At 65.5% G+C, this 16501-nt stretch carries 22 protein-coding genes; 16 read left to right on the top strand and 6 right to left on the bottom strand.

Translation table 11 applies throughout. The features are described 5' to 3' along the window. Positions 1–45: 45 nt before the first annotated feature. The 3 genes from P2L57_RS01310 to P2L57_RS01300 all read right to left on the bottom strand — a co-directional run bounded on the left by P2L57_RS01310 (position 46) and on the right by P2L57_RS01300 (position 2353). A complete protein-coding gene (locus P2L57_RS01310; protein WP_275806764.1) occupies positions 46–1482 on the bottom strand; it encodes a tyrosine-type recombinase/integrase in 1437 nt (478 codons plus the stop codon). A gap of 53 nt (positions 1483–1535) precedes the next feature. Then, positions 1536–1808 carry a helix-turn-helix transcriptional regulator gene (locus tag P2L57_RS01305; protein ID WP_275806761.1) on the bottom strand — a complete coding sequence of 91 codons (273 nt, stop codon included), beginning with the start codon at positions 1806–1808 and terminating at the stop codon, positions 1536–1538. Between the two features lie 170 nt (positions 1809–1978). Next, the gene (locus tag P2L57_RS01300; protein WP_275806759.1) at positions 1979–2353 is read right to left on the bottom strand and encodes an SPDY domain-containing protein; all 375 of its coding nucleotides are present in this window, start codon (positions 2351–2353) and stop codon (positions 1979–1981) included. Positions 2354–3151: 798 nt separating this feature from the next. On the opposite strand from P2L57_RS01300, the gene P2L57_RS01295 reads away from it, so the two are divergent. The 9 genes from P2L57_RS01295 (at position 3152) to P2L57_RS01255 (ending at position 10109) form a co-directional block, all read left to right on the top strand. Further along, positions 3152–3346 carry a hypothetical protein gene (locus P2L57_RS01295; RefSeq protein WP_275806756.1) on the top strand — a complete coding sequence of 65 codons (195 nt, stop codon included), beginning with the start codon at positions 3152–3154 and terminating at the stop codon, positions 3344–3346. Between the two features lie 93 nt (positions 3347–3439). Further along, entirely contained in the window at positions 3440–4747 is a 1308-nt protein-coding gene (locus tag P2L57_RS01290) for an ATP-binding protein (protein WP_275806753.1), read from the top strand. Further along, a complete protein-coding gene (locus tag P2L57_RS01285) occupies positions 4744–5172 on the top strand; it encodes a roadblock/LC7 domain-containing protein (protein ID WP_275806750.1) in 429 nt (142 codons plus the stop codon). The genes P2L57_RS01290 and P2L57_RS01285 overlap by 4 nt, the downstream gene beginning before the upstream one ends. Next, positions 5169–5528: a DUF742 domain-containing protein gene (locus P2L57_RS01280; protein ID WP_275806747.1), complete on the top strand. Its 360-nt coding sequence runs from the start codon at positions 5169–5171 to the stop codon at positions 5526–5528. Before P2L57_RS01285 ends, P2L57_RS01280 begins: the two co-directional genes overlap by 4 nt. Continuing rightward, on the top strand, positions 5503–6105 hold the full coding sequence (locus P2L57_RS01275) for a GTP-binding protein (RefSeq protein ID WP_275806744.1): 603 nt from the start codon (positions 5503–5505) through the stop codon (positions 6103–6105). The genes P2L57_RS01280 and P2L57_RS01275 overlap by 26 nt, the downstream gene beginning before the upstream one ends. Beyond that, on the top strand, positions 6102–7463 hold the full coding sequence (locus P2L57_RS01270; protein ID WP_275806742.1) for a cytochrome P450: 1362 nt from the start codon (positions 6102–6104) through the stop codon (positions 7461–7463). Before P2L57_RS01275 ends, P2L57_RS01270 begins: the two co-directional genes overlap by 4 nt. Beyond that, entirely contained in the window at positions 7370–8602 is a 1233-nt protein-coding gene (locus P2L57_RS01265) for a cytochrome P450 family protein (protein ID WP_275806739.1), read from the top strand. Before P2L57_RS01270 ends, P2L57_RS01265 begins: the two co-directional genes overlap by 94 nt. Before the next feature lie 198 nt (positions 8603–8800). Beyond that, positions 8801–9241: an NUDIX domain-containing protein gene (locus tag P2L57_RS01260; protein WP_275806736.1), complete on the top strand. Its 441-nt coding sequence runs from the start codon at positions 8801–8803 to the stop codon at positions 9239–9241. 265 nt (positions 9242–9506) lie between these two features. After that, positions 9507–10109 (top strand): phosphotransferase, encoded by a 603-nt coding sequence (locus P2L57_RS01255; protein WP_275806733.1) that lies wholly within the window; start codon positions 9507–9509, stop codon positions 10107–10109. Between the two features lie 66 nt (positions 10110–10175). Here the strand turns inward: P2L57_RS01255 and P2L57_RS01250 are convergent, their stop codons facing one another. After that, entirely contained in the window at positions 10176–10409 is a 234-nt protein-coding gene (locus P2L57_RS01250; protein WP_275806729.1) for a hypothetical protein, read from the bottom strand. Positions 10410–10477: 68 nt separating this feature from the next. Between P2L57_RS01250 and P2L57_RS01245 the strand changes: the two genes are divergently transcribed. Next, complete coding sequence (locus tag P2L57_RS01245) at positions 10478–11029, top strand: HD domain-containing protein (protein WP_275806728.1); 552 nt, start codon at positions 10478–10480, stop codon at positions 11027–11029. 18 nt (positions 11030–11047) lie between these two features. Here the strand turns inward: P2L57_RS01245 and P2L57_RS01240 are convergent, their stop codons facing one another. Both P2L57_RS01240 and P2L57_RS01235 read right to left on the bottom strand, forming a co-directional pair. Further along, positions 11048–11515, bottom strand: a complete 468-nt coding sequence (locus P2L57_RS01240) for an NUDIX hydrolase (RefSeq protein ID WP_275806725.1) — start codon at positions 11513–11515, stop codon at positions 11048–11050. Positions 11516–11528: 13 nt separating this feature from the next. After that, positions 11529–12299, bottom strand: a complete 771-nt coding sequence (locus P2L57_RS01235) for a helix-turn-helix domain-containing protein (RefSeq protein ID WP_275806722.1) — start codon at positions 12297–12299, stop codon at positions 11529–11531. A 102-nt stretch (positions 12300–12401) separates the two neighbouring features. Here P2L57_RS01235 and P2L57_RS01230 point away from each other — a divergent pair, with 102 nt between their 5' ends. The 6 genes from P2L57_RS01230 to P2L57_RS01205 all read left to right on the top strand — a co-directional run bounded on the left by P2L57_RS01230 (position 12402) and on the right by P2L57_RS01205 (position 16467). Further along, positions 12402–13100: an HAD family hydrolase gene (locus P2L57_RS01230; RefSeq protein ID WP_275806719.1), complete on the top strand. Its 699-nt coding sequence runs from the start codon at positions 12402–12404 to the stop codon at positions 13098–13100. A 111-nt stretch (positions 13101–13211) separates the two neighbouring features. Continuing rightward, positions 13212–14117: a radical SAM protein gene (locus P2L57_RS01225; RefSeq protein WP_275806716.1), complete on the top strand. Its 906-nt coding sequence runs from the start codon at positions 13212–13214 to the stop codon at positions 14115–14117. Next, complete coding sequence (locus P2L57_RS01220) at positions 14110–14670, top strand: P-loop nucleotide/nucleoside kinase family protein (protein ID WP_275806713.1); 561 nt, start codon at positions 14110–14112, stop codon at positions 14668–14670. The genes P2L57_RS01225 and P2L57_RS01220 overlap by 8 nt, the downstream gene beginning before the upstream one ends. After that, positions 14667–15317, top strand: coding sequence for a class I SAM-dependent methyltransferase (locus P2L57_RS01215; protein ID WP_275806710.1), 651 nt, complete (start codon positions 14667–14669; stop codon positions 15315–15317). Before P2L57_RS01220 ends, P2L57_RS01215 begins: the two co-directional genes overlap by 4 nt. A gap of 12 nt (positions 15318–15329) precedes the next feature. Next, positions 15330–15887 (top strand): class IV adenylate cyclase, encoded by a 558-nt coding sequence (locus tag P2L57_RS01210; RefSeq protein ID WP_275806707.1) that lies wholly within the window; start codon positions 15330–15332, stop codon positions 15885–15887. 91 nt (positions 15888–15978) lie between these two features. Further along, positions 15979–16467, top strand: coding sequence for an NUDIX hydrolase (locus tag P2L57_RS01205; protein ID WP_275806704.1), 489 nt, complete (start codon positions 15979–15981; stop codon positions 16465–16467). Positions 16468–16501: the final 34 nt, after the last annotated feature.

Raw genomic sequence — 16501 nt, 5'->3', positions numbered from 1 at the left:
CCGACGGCTTCCCGTCGCTGACGGGCCGACGACTGGCCCATCAGCTCAGCACTCGATGACGTTCACCGCCAGCCCGCCGCGGGCGGTCTCCTTGTACTTGACCTTCATGGCCCCAGCAGACCTGATCATGTCCTTGACCTGCGGGTTTAGGTTCAGTTCCTTGATCCACGGGGCGCCCAGGGACTTCTCAGGGATTTTCTGCGGCTGGGCTGGCGCGAACCACGTGTCCATGGCCGCGAGCCCCCGCCGACCCGCTTCGGGCATGAAGTGAGCGTAGTGGTCCAGGGTGATGTTCGGGGAGGAGTGACCGAGCCACTGCGCGAGGCTCACGATGGACTCTCCAGCCTCAAGCTGCACGCTGGCGTAGGTGTGCCGCAGGACATGGAACATGTCCTCGCGCGAGAGTTCGAAGACGGGGTACTTGCGGATGCGTCCGCCGTACGTTTGGACCTTCTCACCGACGACCTTGAGGACCCCCGCGGCTGCGAGTGCGGGCTTCCAGCTCCGCTCGTTCCACGTCTTGTAGACGACACGGTTCCCTTGCGACGTGCTGAGTACCAACCGGACCGTGATCGGCTTTCGCTGCCGCGCTTCGAGGTCTGTCATCGGCGGCTCAGGGTTGCGCCACGGCAGAGTGCAGGGGACCGGCGGGAACCGCCGGAAGTGTGCGCGGACGCGCTGAGCGAGGTTAGGAGCGATGGGTACGTCGCGGGTCTTGCCCCCCTTCGGCAAGCAGAAGTACGGCCGCCCCTTGCTGTCCCACCGCAGCTGCCGCCGAACGTGGACGACGCCAGCGTCGAAGTCGAAGTCGTCCTCGGCGAGGCCGAACGCTTCCCCCTGCCGGAGACCGAGGCCCACGCCGAGGTCCACCGCGATCTGGTACCGCTCCTGCACGTTCGCGCGGACCGAGTCAACGATCGCCCTCGCCCACGCCTTGGCCTTCTTCTTCGTCCGCTTCGGCGGCTTGACGGTTCGATGAGCCTTGCACGGGTTCTTGAGCAGGCGACCGTCGTCGACGGCCGCCCCGAGAATCGTCGCGAGGTGAATCCAGATCACCTCTGCTGTCGACTCCTCAACGCGGGAGAGCAGCTGTGCCTTCCACATGCGCAGTACCGCCGCGTCGATGTCCCGAAGAGCGAACGCTCCCAGGAGGGGGATGATGTGGTTCCAGATCCTGCTGCGCATCGGCCCCTCAGTGGAGGGCTCGTCGGTTCGCCCTGGCCACCAGTGCTGCTCGATGTAGTCGGCGAGGCGGATGGCCCCATCGCGTGGGTCAATGAACTCGCCGCGTATCGTGCCAGTTTGGGCCGTGGCCAGCCACTGCTTCGCGTCCTCACTGGTATGAAAGGAGCGGTCACGGACACCGGGTATGCCCTTTACGCGATATCGCGCTCCCTTTCCCCAGAGATCGGTGCGCTCCCGCTTCCCGGTCTCCTTGTTCGGCCGCTTCTTGAGCCAGCGGTCCTCTATGTACCCTGACAAAGCTTGACGATCCTTTAGCTGATGTTCATTCGTGAAGGTGGGAGCAGCCGGGGCTATCGCTGCGTGTGTCCGGCACGCGGTTGTGCCTTGGTGTTGAGTGGATCGAGCGCAGGGTTCGAGCGTGAGTCGGCCTGCTCCTGTTGCCTGACCCACTCGTTCAGCGCCGAAATCCGGTACATGACGCGGCGCCCCATGCAGAAGCTCGGCGGCCCCTGCCGCCGATGACGCCAGACGTAGAGAGTGTTCGGAGAGATCCCGAGATATTCGGCAGCCTTGGGAAGGTTCAAGAAAGCCGTCTGGTGGGTCGTGTGCTTCTCTTCGGGCATCGGTCGGTCTCCAGAGGGGCGGATACTTTCGAGCCCATGGTCTGGATGGTCCGGGGTTTGGTCAGGCCGAAGAGATGTGGTATGTGGCCCCGACGTTAGCTATTGACTGCACGTAGGGGTGGGAGAAGTTACGACTAGCCCCCCGGTATTGCGAATCGCTGATGACGCGTTTAGCGACGTGCGCTGTTCGATTGCAAGGGGTGGGAGGTGGCCAGGACCTTGGCCACGGTGGTGGTGACGATCTCTGCGGGGGTCTCGGTGTCAAAGGAGATGCTGTACCCGGGGACCGCGTTGGTGCCGGTGACCGCGAGCTTCCAGCCCTCTCCTTCGGTTCCTGGGCGCCCCAGCGGAAACCATCCGAGATAGAAACGGGAGTCCTTGGAACTGATGTGGACGTCCGCTCGGTCGTCCACGATCAAGGTGAAGTCCTCGGCGTCGAACTGATCGATGACCGTGTTTGGCTGGCCTGGTCCGAGTAGCCAAGAGCGCAGCCGAAGGGCCTCGACAGTCGTGAAGAAACCGGGCCGAGCAGCCTCTACGCCCACGGTAAGCACCTCTCTGACATGGGTTTTTCCGGAGGGCTCCACGTTGGCATGCCCCTGCCGCTATCCACCAGTCCTTTCGGGAGCAGTCCTGTCTGCCCCCGGCGAACTGGCGGATGAGTGTCGGTTTTCAGTCCCGGTTCGCTTCGGCAGTGAGGCTGCCCTGTAGAACCTTGACCACAGTCCCGAGTGGGGCTTGGGGGTGCCCCGTCGAGTCGCTGCGGCAGCTACCCAGAAACGTCCCGAGACGTCCTCAAGGCGTCCACCGAAGCGGTTTCGCCGTCCCGCAGACCAGGTCAGCATCGTGCCGCCGGGCAGACAGCCCGCCCCTAGCTCATCACATTCACTGTCCGCACCGGAGTCACGATGCTGTCCCTCCTGTCAGAGCTCCCCTGGAATGTATGTCTTGGGGAGCGCCCCCAACTGGATTCAATAGTGACGACTAGCACAGACGTAGTGCAGGCGGGCCTTTGCGTCGGGATGAAGGCGTTAGATGAATTGCGTAAACTACATCGTCCGGTGGGGCCGGTGCTGTGCTGCATGACCGACCTGTTGGTTCACATCCCTGTGGAGGGTGGCGCCGCGTGGCGTTGGCACGCGCCCCAGGCTCCATGCCGCTACGGCGACTTCTCCTGCCTGGTTCCTGGTCGCGAATGGCAGCACCGCGAGTGCGTCCGCATCTGGTTGCTGCCGCACGGCTCGTCGTTCCCTGTCACCGACAGCGCTGAACTGCATCACTCACTCGCAGCGGTTCGCGCCACCTGGGCTAGAGCAGCGTGAACAGTCGCTGGAGGAAAGCCAGTGGTCCTTAGCGTATCCACGGTTCTCTTTCTGCTGATCGTGGTGCTGCTGCTGGTGAAGCAGGGAGGCTTGAAAACCGGCCAGGCGTTGATGTGCATCCTGTTGGGCTTCTATCTCGCCAGCTCCTCGCTCGCTCCCACGATCCGCGGTCTGACGACCAACGTGACACACCTGGTAGGCCAGCTCCACCTGTAGCGCCGCAGCGAAGGCTAAGCCGGATCTCCTACTTTCTCCCAGTTCAGTCGACGAAGCCTTGAGCATCCGTCGTCCCTATAGCGAGGACCTTCAATGATGCAGATACCGGGGGTGCTAGTGGCGTCCCTGACGGGGGCCACTGCTGCAGCCCTTGGCATGGCACCTTTCCTCATCCGCAGTTGGCTGGGCAGGAAGGCTCAAGTTGAGCGTTGCGCGGCGGTGGAGGAGGGGAACGCTCACCTGACAAGTCTGTGGCAGTCCCTGGAGGCTGAGGTCGGGCACTTGGCCGGGGCTCGCATTCCGGATCTGGTGAGGTCGCTGGCGCACCCGCACGTACCTGTCCGGGGCTTGCTGGATGACCGGTTCGCCGGAACGGATATCGAGCGTGCTCTGGGCTTGGTGCTGGAGCAGGTTCGCGAGGCTGTCACCAAGGAGCGGCTGCGTGTCGATTCCGCGGCTCGGGCTGCGATGCGGGGGTCCACCAGCACGATTCAGGCCATGCTGTACCAGTTGCAGAGCGTTCTGCAGCAGATGCAGGAGCGATACGACGACCCGTACATTGCGCAGGATCTGCTTGCTGCTGATTTTCTCAACGAGCAGACGCTGCGTCGGGTGCAGGCCACAGCTGTGGTGTGTGGAGCGTCCTGGACGGGGCTGATCCGTGAAGACTCCTATCTGGCCGACATCGTGGTCGGTGCGGGGTCGCGGGTGCGCGGGTATGAGCGGGTCCAGGCGAGCAACCAACTGCGTGAGCCGTTCGGTGTGGTTGCCCGCGCGGTGGAGCCCGTCGCCATCACCATCGCCGAATTGCTGGCGAACGCGCTCCACTATTCGCACCCGGACCTGCGGGTTCAAGTCGTGCTGCTGCAGGGCCATCAGGGTGCCTCGGTGGTCATCGACGATGCCGGGATCGGCATGCATCCCGAGGAGTTCCAGCGCGCGGAACGCTTGATGACCGGTCGGGCTCCCGTGCTGCTCACTGAGCTCGGTGACCCGCCTCAGATCGGATTCCCTGCGATCGGGCAGTTGGCCCACGAACACGGGTTTGCGGTCCGCGTCGAGCCGTCCCCCTACGGGGGCGTGCGAGCCATCGTGTACCTCCCGGGCGCCCTGCTCACGCGCATGGATCCCGAGGCCCAGCCCATGTCCGCGATGGCCCCACGCCATCGTTCCGCCACCGCTCCCGCAGCTGCGCCCGCGGCTACCGGGGAGGTCCTACCGCGTCGACGCCGACGTCAGCCCACCGGAGCCCAGCCCGGACCGAGGCGCGGTGAGGCGGCCCCGGACCGTACGCCGGAGGAGGCAGGTCAGCGCTGGGCAGCGTTCCAAGCCGGCACTGAATCGGGCCGGGCTGCAGTGGAGCCTGGCGCCCAGCAAGCAGAAGGGAAGGCGACCTCATGAACGCATTCCGGAAGGCGACCGAGGGCAAGTCGTGGGTGCTCGGCCCGCTATTGGAACTTCCGCACGTGGTTCACGCCGCGGTGTTGTCGGGCGACGGTTTCATCGAAGGCCGCTCTGCGGACCTGACGCAGGAGGAAGCGGAAGGTGCGGCTGCGATGATGTCAGCTCTTCAAGGGGCCGCCCGCGCCGCCACACAGGCCTTCTCCGGTAACCCGAAGCCCCGGCTGCGCCAGACCATCATCGAATCCGACGACGGCTTCGTCTTCGTCATCCCCGCCGGAGGGAACGCTTATCTGGCCGTGTTCGCCAGTCCGGAAGTCAACTTGGGGGTGGTGGCGCATCAGATGCAGGTCCAGGTGAAGTCCCTGGGAGAGAAGGTCATGACCAGTCCGGCACGCGAGCCCGCCGGGGATGCGCAGGGATGACCGGCGGCAGGCACAGCAGACGGCTCGTGCCCGCCTACCTGGCAACCGGCGGGCGCGCTCATCCCAGCCGCAACCATCTCGACCGGCTCACCACGTTGCACGCCGCTTGCGAGGAGATACCAGTCGGCTTGGGCCCGGAGCAGCGCGGCGTGCTGGAACTGATCCAGCCGGGGGCTTTGCCGCTGGTCGATGCCGCAGCGTATCTGCGCCTGCCCGTCAGCATCGTCAAAGTCCTGGTGGCTGATCTGGTCAGCGCCGGGCTCTTGCACGCCCGCCCTCCCATTCCCCAGGCCACCGGGCCCGATATCGAAACAATGGAAAAGGTTCTCGATGGACTCCGCGCGCTCAAGTCCTGACCCCAGGTACCTGACCGGGAACGATCCGGTACTGATCAAACTTCTCATCGCCGGACCCTTCGCCGTCGGCAAGACCACGCTCATCCGAGCCATCTCCGAGATCGCGCCCTTGCACACGGAGGAAGTGATGACGCAGGCCGGTGCGTTCGTCGACAACCTGGCAGAAGCCGAGCACAAGACCACCACCACGGTGGCCATCGACTTCGGACGCCTCACCCTTCCCAACAACCTGGTGCTGTACCTGTTCGGAACTCCGGGACAGCGACGCTTCCGCCTGCTTTGGGAGGACATCGCTCAGGGAGCACTCGGCGCTTTGGTCATGGTCGACACCCGCCGCCTGGACGAGTCCTTCGAAGTTATGGACCTCATCGAGGAGGCGGGGCTGCGGTACGCCGTGGCCGTCAACGCCTTCCCCCAAGCCCCGACATACGACCTGGACACGCTGCGGGACCACCTCGACCTGCGCCCCGACACCCCACTGGTCCTGTGCGACGCCCGCAGCCGCGACCAATCACTCGACGCGCTGATCGCCTTGGTCGAGCACGTCATCGCCCACACGCACCTGGAGCCCGCGTGACAACGCCCTACTCTCCACAGCCACCGGGACCTCCGCCGAACTGCCCGGCCCATGCTGACGCACCCGGTGTAGTCCAGCTCTATGGCCCTCAGTTCGCCGCCAACCCTCAAGCCTTCTACGCGCACCTGCGGCTCCACGGTCCTGTCGCGCCGGTTGAGATCGCCCCCGGTGTCGAGGCGCTCTTGGTCACCGACCGCCAGGTTGCGCTGGAACTGCTGCGCGATACCAGTACCTGGTCGAAGGACCCGCGCCGGTGGCAGGTCACCATCCCACCGGACTCGCCCGTGCTGCCGATGCTGGCTTGGCGTAGCAACGTGCTCTTCAGCGACGGCGAGGCTCACGCCCGCTACCGGCACGTCATCGTCGATGCCTTCGACCTCGTCGAACCCCACGAACTGCGACTCCTGGTCCAACACTGCGCCGACCGGCTCATCCGCGAGTTCGGCGGCGCGGGCCAGTGCGACCTGATCGCGCAGTACGCTCGCAGCCTGCCGCTACTGGTCTTCAACACCCTCTTCGGACTGCCCGACCACTACAGCGAGCGCCTCATCGCCGCGCTGGCCGGGATGCTCGAAGGCAACAGCCCCGAAGAGGCAGCAGAAGCCAACACCGCCTACGGCCAGTACGTAAGGGAACTCGTCGCCCTCAAACGCCAACAGCGCGGAGATGACCTGACCTCCTGGTTCATGCACCACCCCGCAGGGCTCAGCCCAGAGGAAGTCGTCGACCAGATCATCCTGACCATGGGAGCGGGGCACGAGCCCACCACCAACCTGATCGGCAACGCACTGGGCCGCATGCTCTCGGACGACCGCTACTACAGCAGCTTGACCGGCGGCGCCTTGACCGCACAGGATGCCATCAATGAGGTCCTGTGGCAGGACCCGCCCATGGCCAACTACTCCGCTCACTACCCGCTACGGGACATCTACTTCCACGGCACCTGGATCCGCGCCGGGCAACTCGTCCTGGTCTCCTACGCTGCGGCTAGCACCCAGCCAGCCCACACCGCGCCCGGCCAGGCACGCTCGGGCGAGCGATCACACCTCGCCTGGGCCGCTGGGCCGCACGCCTGCCCCGTCAAGCAGCACGCGCTCCTGATCGCCACCACCGCGATCGAGCGCCTCACCGGATGGCTGTCCAACATCGAGCTCGCCGTGCCCTACGAGCAGTTGGTGTGGCGCCCCGGCCCCTTCCACCGAGCCCTCTCCGCCCTCCCGGCCCGCTTCTCCCCTATCAGCCCCGACCAAACAGGAGCCACCCCATGGAACAGCAGCCCGTCGCCATCGACCCCACAGGCACCGACATCCACGGTGAGGCAGCCCGCCTCCGCGAGCTCGGCCCCGCAGCCCTCGTAGAGCTCCCCGGCGGAATCACCGCCTGGGCGATCACCAGCCACCACTTCCTCAAACAGCTCCTAGCCGACCCGCGGGTTTCGAAGGACCCCCGGCAGCACTGGCCGGTCTGGCAGCGCGGCGAGATCACTCCCGCCTCGTGGCTGCACCAGTGGATCGGCGTCACCAACATGTTCACCGCCTACGGCCCCGACCACCGGCGCCTGCGCAAACTCATCGCCCCGGCGTTCACCGCCCGCCGCACCGAGGCCCTCGCCCCACGCATCGAAGAGATCACTCACCAGTTACTCGATGCCATGTCCACCACCCCCACGGGACAACCTGTGGACCTCCGCACTGCCTTCGCCCACCCGCTGCCCATGCAGGTCATCTGCGAACTGTTCGGTCTCCCCGACGCCCTACGCGCTGAGACCGCCCGCCTTGTCGAAGCCATCGTTACCGCCGCCGCGGCCCCAGAACAGGCCGCTACCACCTGGCGTGAGATCCATGAGCTGCTCGCCGACCTCATCGCCCTCAAGCGCGCCAACCCCGGTAACGACATGACCAGCGTGCTGATCGCCACCCGCGACGAAGACGGCAACGCGCGCCTGAGCGACCCCGAGCTGGTCGACACCCTGCTACTGGTCATCGGCGCCGGCCACGAAACCACCGTCAACCTCATCGGCAACGCTGTTCACGCCCTGCTCACCCACCCGGACCAACTCCACCTGCTTCGCACAGGAACGGCGTCGTGGAGCGACGTGATCGAAGAAACTCTGCGATGGGCACCCAGCATCGCCAGCCTGCCGTTGCGCTTCGCCGTCGAAGACATCCCCACCCCCTGCGGCCACACGATCCGCAAGGGTGAAGCGATCCTGCCTGCTTACGCCGCCGCCGGACGTGACCCCGCCCATCACGCACCTGACGCAGACCAGTTCAACATCACCCGCCCCCACACTGACCACCTGGCATTCGGCCACGGCGTCCACCACTGCCTCGGCGCGCCCCTGGCTCGTCTGGAGGCCCATATCGCGCTTCCCGCGCTTTTCGGCCGCTTCCCCGGTCTTCAACTCGCCATCGACGCCGAACGGCTCCAGCCGGTCGAGTCGTTCATCGCCCATGGCCTGCGTGCCCTGCCGATCCACCTGGCGCCCAAGGCGTAGTCGATCCGCGGCCGACAGTCAGCTGCGGCACACCGAGGCGCCTCATGCCGATGTACGCCTAGATCGTCCTGAACGAATCGCCCAGGCATCGAGGGCGCCCAGCACCGGGAAGGACTCCGACACATGCGCCCCGACCTACTCGCCTTCACCGGATTTCCCAAGCAAGGAGGGTCCACGTACAAGGTCACACGCCGACGGGTGAACGGCGTCGCTCTTTTCCTGAACGAGTCCGGGAAGGTGCTGCTGGTCAAGCCGCATGAAACGTGCGACGACGGGTGGACCTTGCCGGGCGGCGGAACACACGCGAGCGAGACACCGCACGAAGCGGCACGCCGTGGGATCCGCGAGCAGACCGGCCTGACACTGTCCAGGATCGAACTTCTGGCAGTCGACTCCACGCCGACCAACCGGAGGCAGGACGCGGTCGAAGGGATCACCTTCGTCTTCCGCGGCTGGACAATCCCACGCGCGGCAGAGAGCGCACTGCAGGAAGCGGAGCTGGATGCCTACGGGTTTGTCCCACTCGCACGGCTCAGCAACTACGTCAGGCCGTGCCAAGAGCGGCGAATCCGAGCCGCCACTGCGGCCGCCGGGACGGGAAGGACCGCTTACTTGGTCTGGGGCCAGCCAGCTGCGTAATCGCTCGCGCCACACCACCGCCCACTTCACGATCACACGAGCGAACCGGAAGCAGCATGCCACTTCACGAGAACACCATCGGCGCACATCTGCCGTTCGAACGAGGCGGGTTGGTGCGTGCCCTCCGCCGCGACGAGCGCAAGGGCGGCGTTTGGATGTTCTCCCGCGTTGTGCCTCACCAGGGCGCCATCACCGCGGCTGAGCCCGAAGCGGCACCAGGCGAAATTGGAGCGGGGCAGACGTCCGCCGCCAGGAGGTGGGGCTCGTGAGCGGCCGGGCACAGCCCGCCGAACTTCCCGCGGAATTGCGGCTGTGGGTGTACCGGATGGTCGGCGAATACGTGGGATGCTGGGACTCTTCGTCGAAGCAGGACGCGTCCCGTGCGTGGCGGATTCTGCGCCCAAGTGGGACCAGCTACTTCGTCAAGATTCCGCCGAACCCGGCGTTCTTTCACCGTGAGGTCTTCGCGCTTCGCCGCGCCGTTCCGTCCCTCGGGCATGGGCAGGCACCACGGTTGGTCGCTGCAAACGCCCGCCTCTGCGCCGTGGTCACCGCGGGTCTGCCGGGAGCGGTGGCCGCAAGTCTGAGCTTGTCGCACACCGATGAGTCCTCCCTGCACCGTCAAGCCGGTCAGCTGATCCGTCGGCTGCACGATGCCACGCCAAAGGCGGCTCTTCCCAAAGCGCCAGCGAGCACTTTCATCCACCACGCCGTGGACAAGCTGGAGATCCTTCTGCAGCGCCTCTCAAGGCTCCCTTCCGACGATGAGGAGGCCCTGATTCGCAAGCATGCTGCCGTCCTGGCTGGCCCAGAAATGAGCGAACTCCCCACTGCTTACTGCCACGGCGACAACCAGCCCCACAACTGATCATGGCACAACTCCCAGAAAGTAGCCGCCCTGCTCAATTTCGAGTGCTGTGAGCAGAACCTGCGTCTACGTGACACCGTCCGACTCGCCTACGGGCCGTGGATCCACCGCGATGACCTTCGCGAGGCATATCTGGACGGCTACGGCCAGGATCTGACCGACGTCGAGCGCGCCGCGCTTCCGGCTTTCGCAGCTCTGGATGCGCTCACCAGGCTGCGATCCGGCCACGCTGCCCTGGACACCGAAGCCATCTTGCGAGCACGCGTCACACTCGCCCACCTCATGGAAGAAAGTAGTCACGCATGATCCCGCGCAACGCCCGTCAAGACCACTGTCCGTGCGACCCGGCGTTACCTACACTGCCCGGTGTGGGACTCGAAGGATGGGCAACGCACATCGCGGAGTCCCAGCTCGCGGAGGCTCTGCCACGGCGCTGGGCACACACCCAAGGGGTCGCGGACCGCGCCCGTTCGCTGGAACCCGTCGTGGGGGAGTCCGCCGACTTGCTTGTCGCCGCGGCATGGCTGCACGACGTGGGGTACGCGCCGCCGCTGGCGGTCACCGGGTTCCATCCCCTGGACGGCGCTCGGTACCTGCGGGACGTTCACGCGTCGCACGAGCTGCTGGTTCGGCTGGTGGCCAACCATTCGTATGCGCTGCTGGAGGCCGAGGAGCGGGGGTTGCGCGAGGATCTGGAGCGCGAGTTCCCGTTGGTGGATGACCCGTTCCTTTTGGACGCCCTGGTCTACTGCGACATGACGACGACGCCCGACGGAAAACGGACCTCGTCCGAGGAGCGCATCGCGGAGATCGTCAACCGGTACGGCACCGACAGCGTGGTGGGCAGGTTCATCCGCCGCGCCGCACCCGATATCCACGCGAGTGTGACCAGGGTGCAAGCACGAGTGGATGCGGCATAGGTTCGCGGGCCGCGTGCCTCAGCCAAGGTAGGGATAGCTACCACTCAGGTAGTCGCCGATCTGCTGGCGCATGCTCGGGTGGATGTCGTAGCGGTCAAGGTCTTCCGGCCGTACCCAACGAACGCCGTCCGCTTCGTCGTTGATGGTCGGCTCCCCGCCAATCGGTCGTCCGATGTAGGCGACTTCGAATTGCTGCCGGATTTCCCCATCGGTGTAGGCGACGATGTGCTTGGGCTCGGAGTACACCCCGAGCAGCCCGGTGACCTCGGCGAGGATTCCGGTCTCCTCCTGGCATTCGCGAACCGCGCATTGGGCCGCGCTTTCGCCAATATCCTGCGCACCGCCGGGAAGAGCCCACTGCCCGGTATCCCGGCGGCGCTGCAGGAGGATTGCTCCTTCGCCGTTGACCACCAGGAGATTGCTGGCGGGGATAAGGGTGTTGGCCTTCGGGGCCGATGGATCGTGGTAGTACTCAATCCTGCCCACGGTGGTGTTTCTCCTATCGCTCGGCTGCCCAGGGGCGTGCGGTCTCCCAGACGGCGTCGAAGCTGGCCATGTAGTGGTCGAACCATCCACTGCCATCGAGGCGTTGGAGATGGAGCAGTGGGTTGGCGCTGGCTGGCTGGCCCCAGATGTGAGGGTTGACCATGAGAATGTCGTCGTAGCGGAACAGCGAGTTGTACAGCGTCGTGTCGTGCAGTCGCACCTCGCATCCGGGTACGCCAGGGAGTTTCCGGTAGTACGTCAGGGAGGCTTTGATCTTGGCGGCGAGCGTACCGCCAAGGCCCTCTTCAGCATCGCGGATGGCAACCGCTCGTCCCTCTGGGTCCCCGAAGCACAGCCGCACCTGTACGCCGTCTGAGGCGCGCTCAGCGAGCATGGCGGCCACCCGCGGATTGCTCTGGGCGAAGAAGGTGCCGGAAAAGACCAAGACGTCTATTTGCTCAACTGCTCCCAGCAGCAGGGAGATCCACACATCGCGGTGAACGCTGGCGCGGTTCTGGTAGACGTCGATGAGTTCTGATCGCGCGGCGGCTTCGCCTGGACCCGCAGTCGCACCGGCTGGCGGCCACAGGTAGGTCTCCTCCACGCCAAGGCGCTGGGCGACGGCAAATCGGTGCCGTCGGTGCGGTGTCCGTCCGGTGCTGATCCAGCGGTCCACCGTCTTGGGATCCACTGAACAGACTTCAGCTAACTTTTCGGGAGGTATGCCCCGCTGGGTGAGGACGAAGCGAAGGCGCTCATTCGGACGCTCGTTCACACTGCCCATCCAAGCGGACACGGTGCGTGTTGGGCAAGGATGTCTCAGCGTTCCGAAGCGTCCAGCAGGACCTCAACGCCTTGGCCGTCTCGGCGTGTTTACGCTGGTCTGGTGCCAGTCATCGTCTTGTGGGATATCGACCACACGCTCATCGAAAATGCCGGTGTGAGCAAGGAGATCTATGCCTCCGCCTTCACCCAGCTTGCCCGGCAGAAGCCGATGGCGCCCGCCCCAACGGAAGGCCGGACGGACCGACTGATCCTCGCGGAAATGTTCCGGCAGCATGGACTGCCGGCTCCAGACTGGCCAAGTGCGCTGTCAGCGCTGGAGACGGCTGGGGCCGCCCACAGCGGGCAGCTGCGGCTGCGCGGCAGAGTGCTGCCTGGAGTACCCGATGCGCTGCGCGCTGTGCGGGCCGATCACCGCATGGTCTCTTCCGTGCTGACCGGCAACATCGCCGCGAACGCCCGGATGAAGCTCGCGGCGTTCGACCTCGACCAGTTCGTGGATCTCTCTGTCGGGTCTTACGGGGCGGACTCCGCCGATCGTGCCGCCCTCGTCGATGTGGCACGCAAGCGCGTGCACGCCGCGTACAGGCTGCCAACGGACACGCCCGTTGTACTGATCGGCGATACGCCACGCGACGTGGATGCAGCTCTGACCAGCGACGCCGGTGTCATCGCCGTCGCGTCCGGCATCCACAGCGCCGACGAACTTCGCCAGGCCGGAGCCGGGACAGTCCTTCCTGACCTTCGCGACACTTCCGCTCTGATGGCCGCGTTGCGCAGCGCCCTTCCAGCGGGCACGTGAAACGTCCCAGGACGTCCCGGAGGCGTCCGCCGAGACGGTACCGCCGTCCCTGCCGCCAGGCCAGCATCGTCTCCCAGCACAGCCGACCCCGACTGTTCAGGAGGAGCCTCGGTGATCAGGGATGTGACCGGAATCGAAAAGATCCGGATGCTGTACCTGCAGTTGCTCTACCGCTGCAACTTCGAGTGCGGGACCTTCTGCTTCCATGGCGAGCGGCTCAGCCACAAGGACGCCTACAGCCCTGCCGAAGCAATCGACCTGCTGGAGCTGGTGCACCGCGACTACGGCACCGAGGCCGTCACTCTCCTCGGCGGTGAGCCCTTCCTCTACCGGCCGCTGCCCGAGGTCATCGAGCACGCCAAGCAGAAGCTGGGGATGCGCGTCGAGATCTGCACGAACGGCTACCGCATCGAACGCCACCTTCCGGCCCTGGCCGGACAGATCGACTTACTCCGAGTCTCCATGGAGGGGCTGAGCCACACCAACGATGAGCTGCGGAAGAAAGGTAGCTTCGACGCAGCACTGCGCACGCTCGCCGCGGCTCGGGACCTCGGGGTACCGACCGGAGTCACGATGACCGTGAACTCCCGGAACATCAGCGAGGTCGTTCCGCTGGCATGCGTGCTGGAGACTTACGGGGTCAGGCAGTTGAAGCTGCACTGCCTGCGCCTCGTCGGCTTCGCCGCCGACCACCCAGAGCTGGCCATCACCGACACACACGCCTACGAACGACTGCGGCGACAACTCGAATCCACGACGTTCGCCATGGAGATGGTCATCGACGAGGACCTCTCAGCCGAGCCCGCGCCGATGACCTCTTCCCCGACGGCAGGCTCCGTCGTCCTGGATCGGATCGAGGCGGACCCGCGGGGCGCGCTGACCATGTCGTGCAAGGCCGTGGGCAAGGACGCTCACGCCTTCTGGTACGACAAACAGCGCCGGATCATCGAACACCGGCCGACCAGCGGCGACGAGATCGCGCTGCCGGTCCCGAACGTGGTGTACTCCCGTGCCTGATCAGCCGCTGTTCGAGAGCTTGGAGGGGCTTCGCGGCGTTGGGAAGAGCACCGTAGCGCCACTTCTCGCCGAAGCGCGAGGGGCGATCTTGGTGCCGACCATCCCGGCGCCCTACCACCAGTTGCGACGACTCGTCGATCAGCAGGAGTGTCCGGACACGCGCATGTGCCTCTACCTTTCGGCCCTGTTCGCGGCCACCCGGCAGATCCGCAGGCACTTGGCCGAAGGCGTCGGCGTCGTGGTGGAAAGCTACTTCGCCAGGTGCCTGGCCACTCATCAATCCATGGGTGCGACTCTAGGCGTCGCTCTGCCCGACGATCTGCCACAGCCGAACACCTACCGTCTCACCTGCAGCGAGGACGTGCGCCGCAGACGACTCGCACGGCGACGCAAGCCGCCCACACGGTGGGACCTGCTGGCCGAGGCCGTCGTAGACAGAACCGAAGACTCCTATGCGGCGTTTTCCATGCAGCCGGTGGACACCACAGAACGCACGCCGCCCGAAGTGGTCGAGGCCATCCTCGCCCTCACGCCCAGCAGGAGCCCGGTATGAAGACCCAGAGCCTGTGGCAGCACACCCTGACCTTCTTCCCTCAGTTCCACACGGTTCTCCAGGAGCAGATAGCCGAGGGCGCCGTCGTGGTGGTCGGGGCCTCCGACGGAAAGTTCGTGCTGCCCCTGGTGGCGTCCGGCTACCACGTGATCGCCATCGAACGAGACCCGGTCGCCATTCATGGCGGAGACGTTGTGCTTCCCGGCGGCACCACGACGCACGCGCCCGGCCTGCTGGCCCGTCTCAAGGCCGAGGGTCTCGAAGACCGGGTGGACATCATGGAAGAGGACTTCCTCAACATCGACTCCCTCCAGGGCGTGGCCGACGCTGTGTGGACGAGTTGCTCGTGGCACTACAGCGTCAACCATCGGCGACCACTGGGTGACTTCGTCGGCCGGATGCAGGACTGCCTGCGCCCCCGGGGACTCTTCGGTGCGGAGTTCATGATGCCCATCGACCAGCGACACAACGTCTTGGAGCACTACACCTCGCCCGAGCGCCTCATCCGCCACAACTTCTACGCATGGAACATTGCGTTGACGCTACGGACCGGCGTCTTCACGGAACGAGCCCACGTCGGTCAGCCCAACGACCATGAACACCGCATGGGGTTCCTCCTCGCCACCCACCAACCCGAAACCGTCTGAAGGACATCAGGCATGAAGCACGAATACGAAGCCAAGTTCCTCGACATCGACGTTGACACCCTCCGCGAGAAGGTCCACCAGCTCGGCGCCGAGCAGGCCAAGTCCCAGACCAAGCTCACGCGCGTCATCTACGAGAACGACACCGTCCAGGGCAACCAGTGGCTGCGCCTGCGTGACGAGGGCGACAAGATCACCCTCACCCTCAAGCAAGTCACCGACGCAAGCAGCATCAATGGCACCACCGAGATCGAGATCCAGGTCAACGATCTCCAAGCCACTACCGAGCTTCTGGGCGCCGTCGGCCTGCGGCGGGTGCGCTACCAGGAGAACTACCGGGAGGAATGGCAGTACGGCGAGGTCGTCTTCGACTTCGACACCTGGCCGGGCCTGCCCACGTTTCTGGAGATCGAAGGGCCGGACGAGGCAGCCGTGCGAGAGGCTGCCAAGCTGCTTCAACTCGACTACGGGGAGGCCCGCTTCGGTAGCGTGGACGAGATCTACAAAAGTGAGCTCGGCCGTGACATTCTTGCCGAACCGACCCTGCTCTTCGGCAACGACCCACAGCCGTAAGCGTCAACACCGGCTGCGGTAGCGGGCAGCGACGAGCGGTCCACCGGCTCCGCAGGTGTGCGGCCGGGCAGACCGCCGCAAGGAGCCTGTCGTGTCGCAAGCCGACCTCTCGAGCACAACCATGCAGTACCCCGACGGCCGCTACCGCACCGTCATCGGCGTCCACCTCATCCTGCAACGCGACCACACCGTCCTGCTGGGCCTGCGAGCCGGCACCGGATGGCGTGACCAGCACTACCACGTTCCCGCAGGCCACCTCGAGGCCGGTGAGACGGTCACCGAGTGCGCGGTACGAGAGGCCGCCGAAGAACTGAACATCCGCATCGCCGAAGAGGACCTGCAACTGGTCCACACCGTCCACCACGCCACGGTCGAAGACGACCCACGCATCCAACTCTTCTTCCGTGCCCAACGGTGGGAAGGCGAACCAGCCAACGCCGAACCCGACCGCTGCGCACACCTTGGCTGGTGGCCGCTGGACGCACTACCCGCACCGATGGTCGATTACACGGCCGTCGCCCTGCGCCATGTACAAGACGGCCAGCCATTCTCGATCGTCGGTTGGGACGAGCGGCCGTGATCACAAGCACGACGATGTCCGAACGATCTGACAG

The sequence above is a fragment of the Streptantibioticus ferralitis genome (assembly GCF_029223525.1).
Classification (GTDB): Bacteria; Actinomycetota; Actinomycetes; order Streptomycetales; family Streptomycetaceae; genus Streptantibioticus_A; species Streptantibioticus_A ferralitis.
Note: the sequence above shows the minus strand (reverse complement) of the source record. Positions and strands in the feature narration are given on the sequence as shown.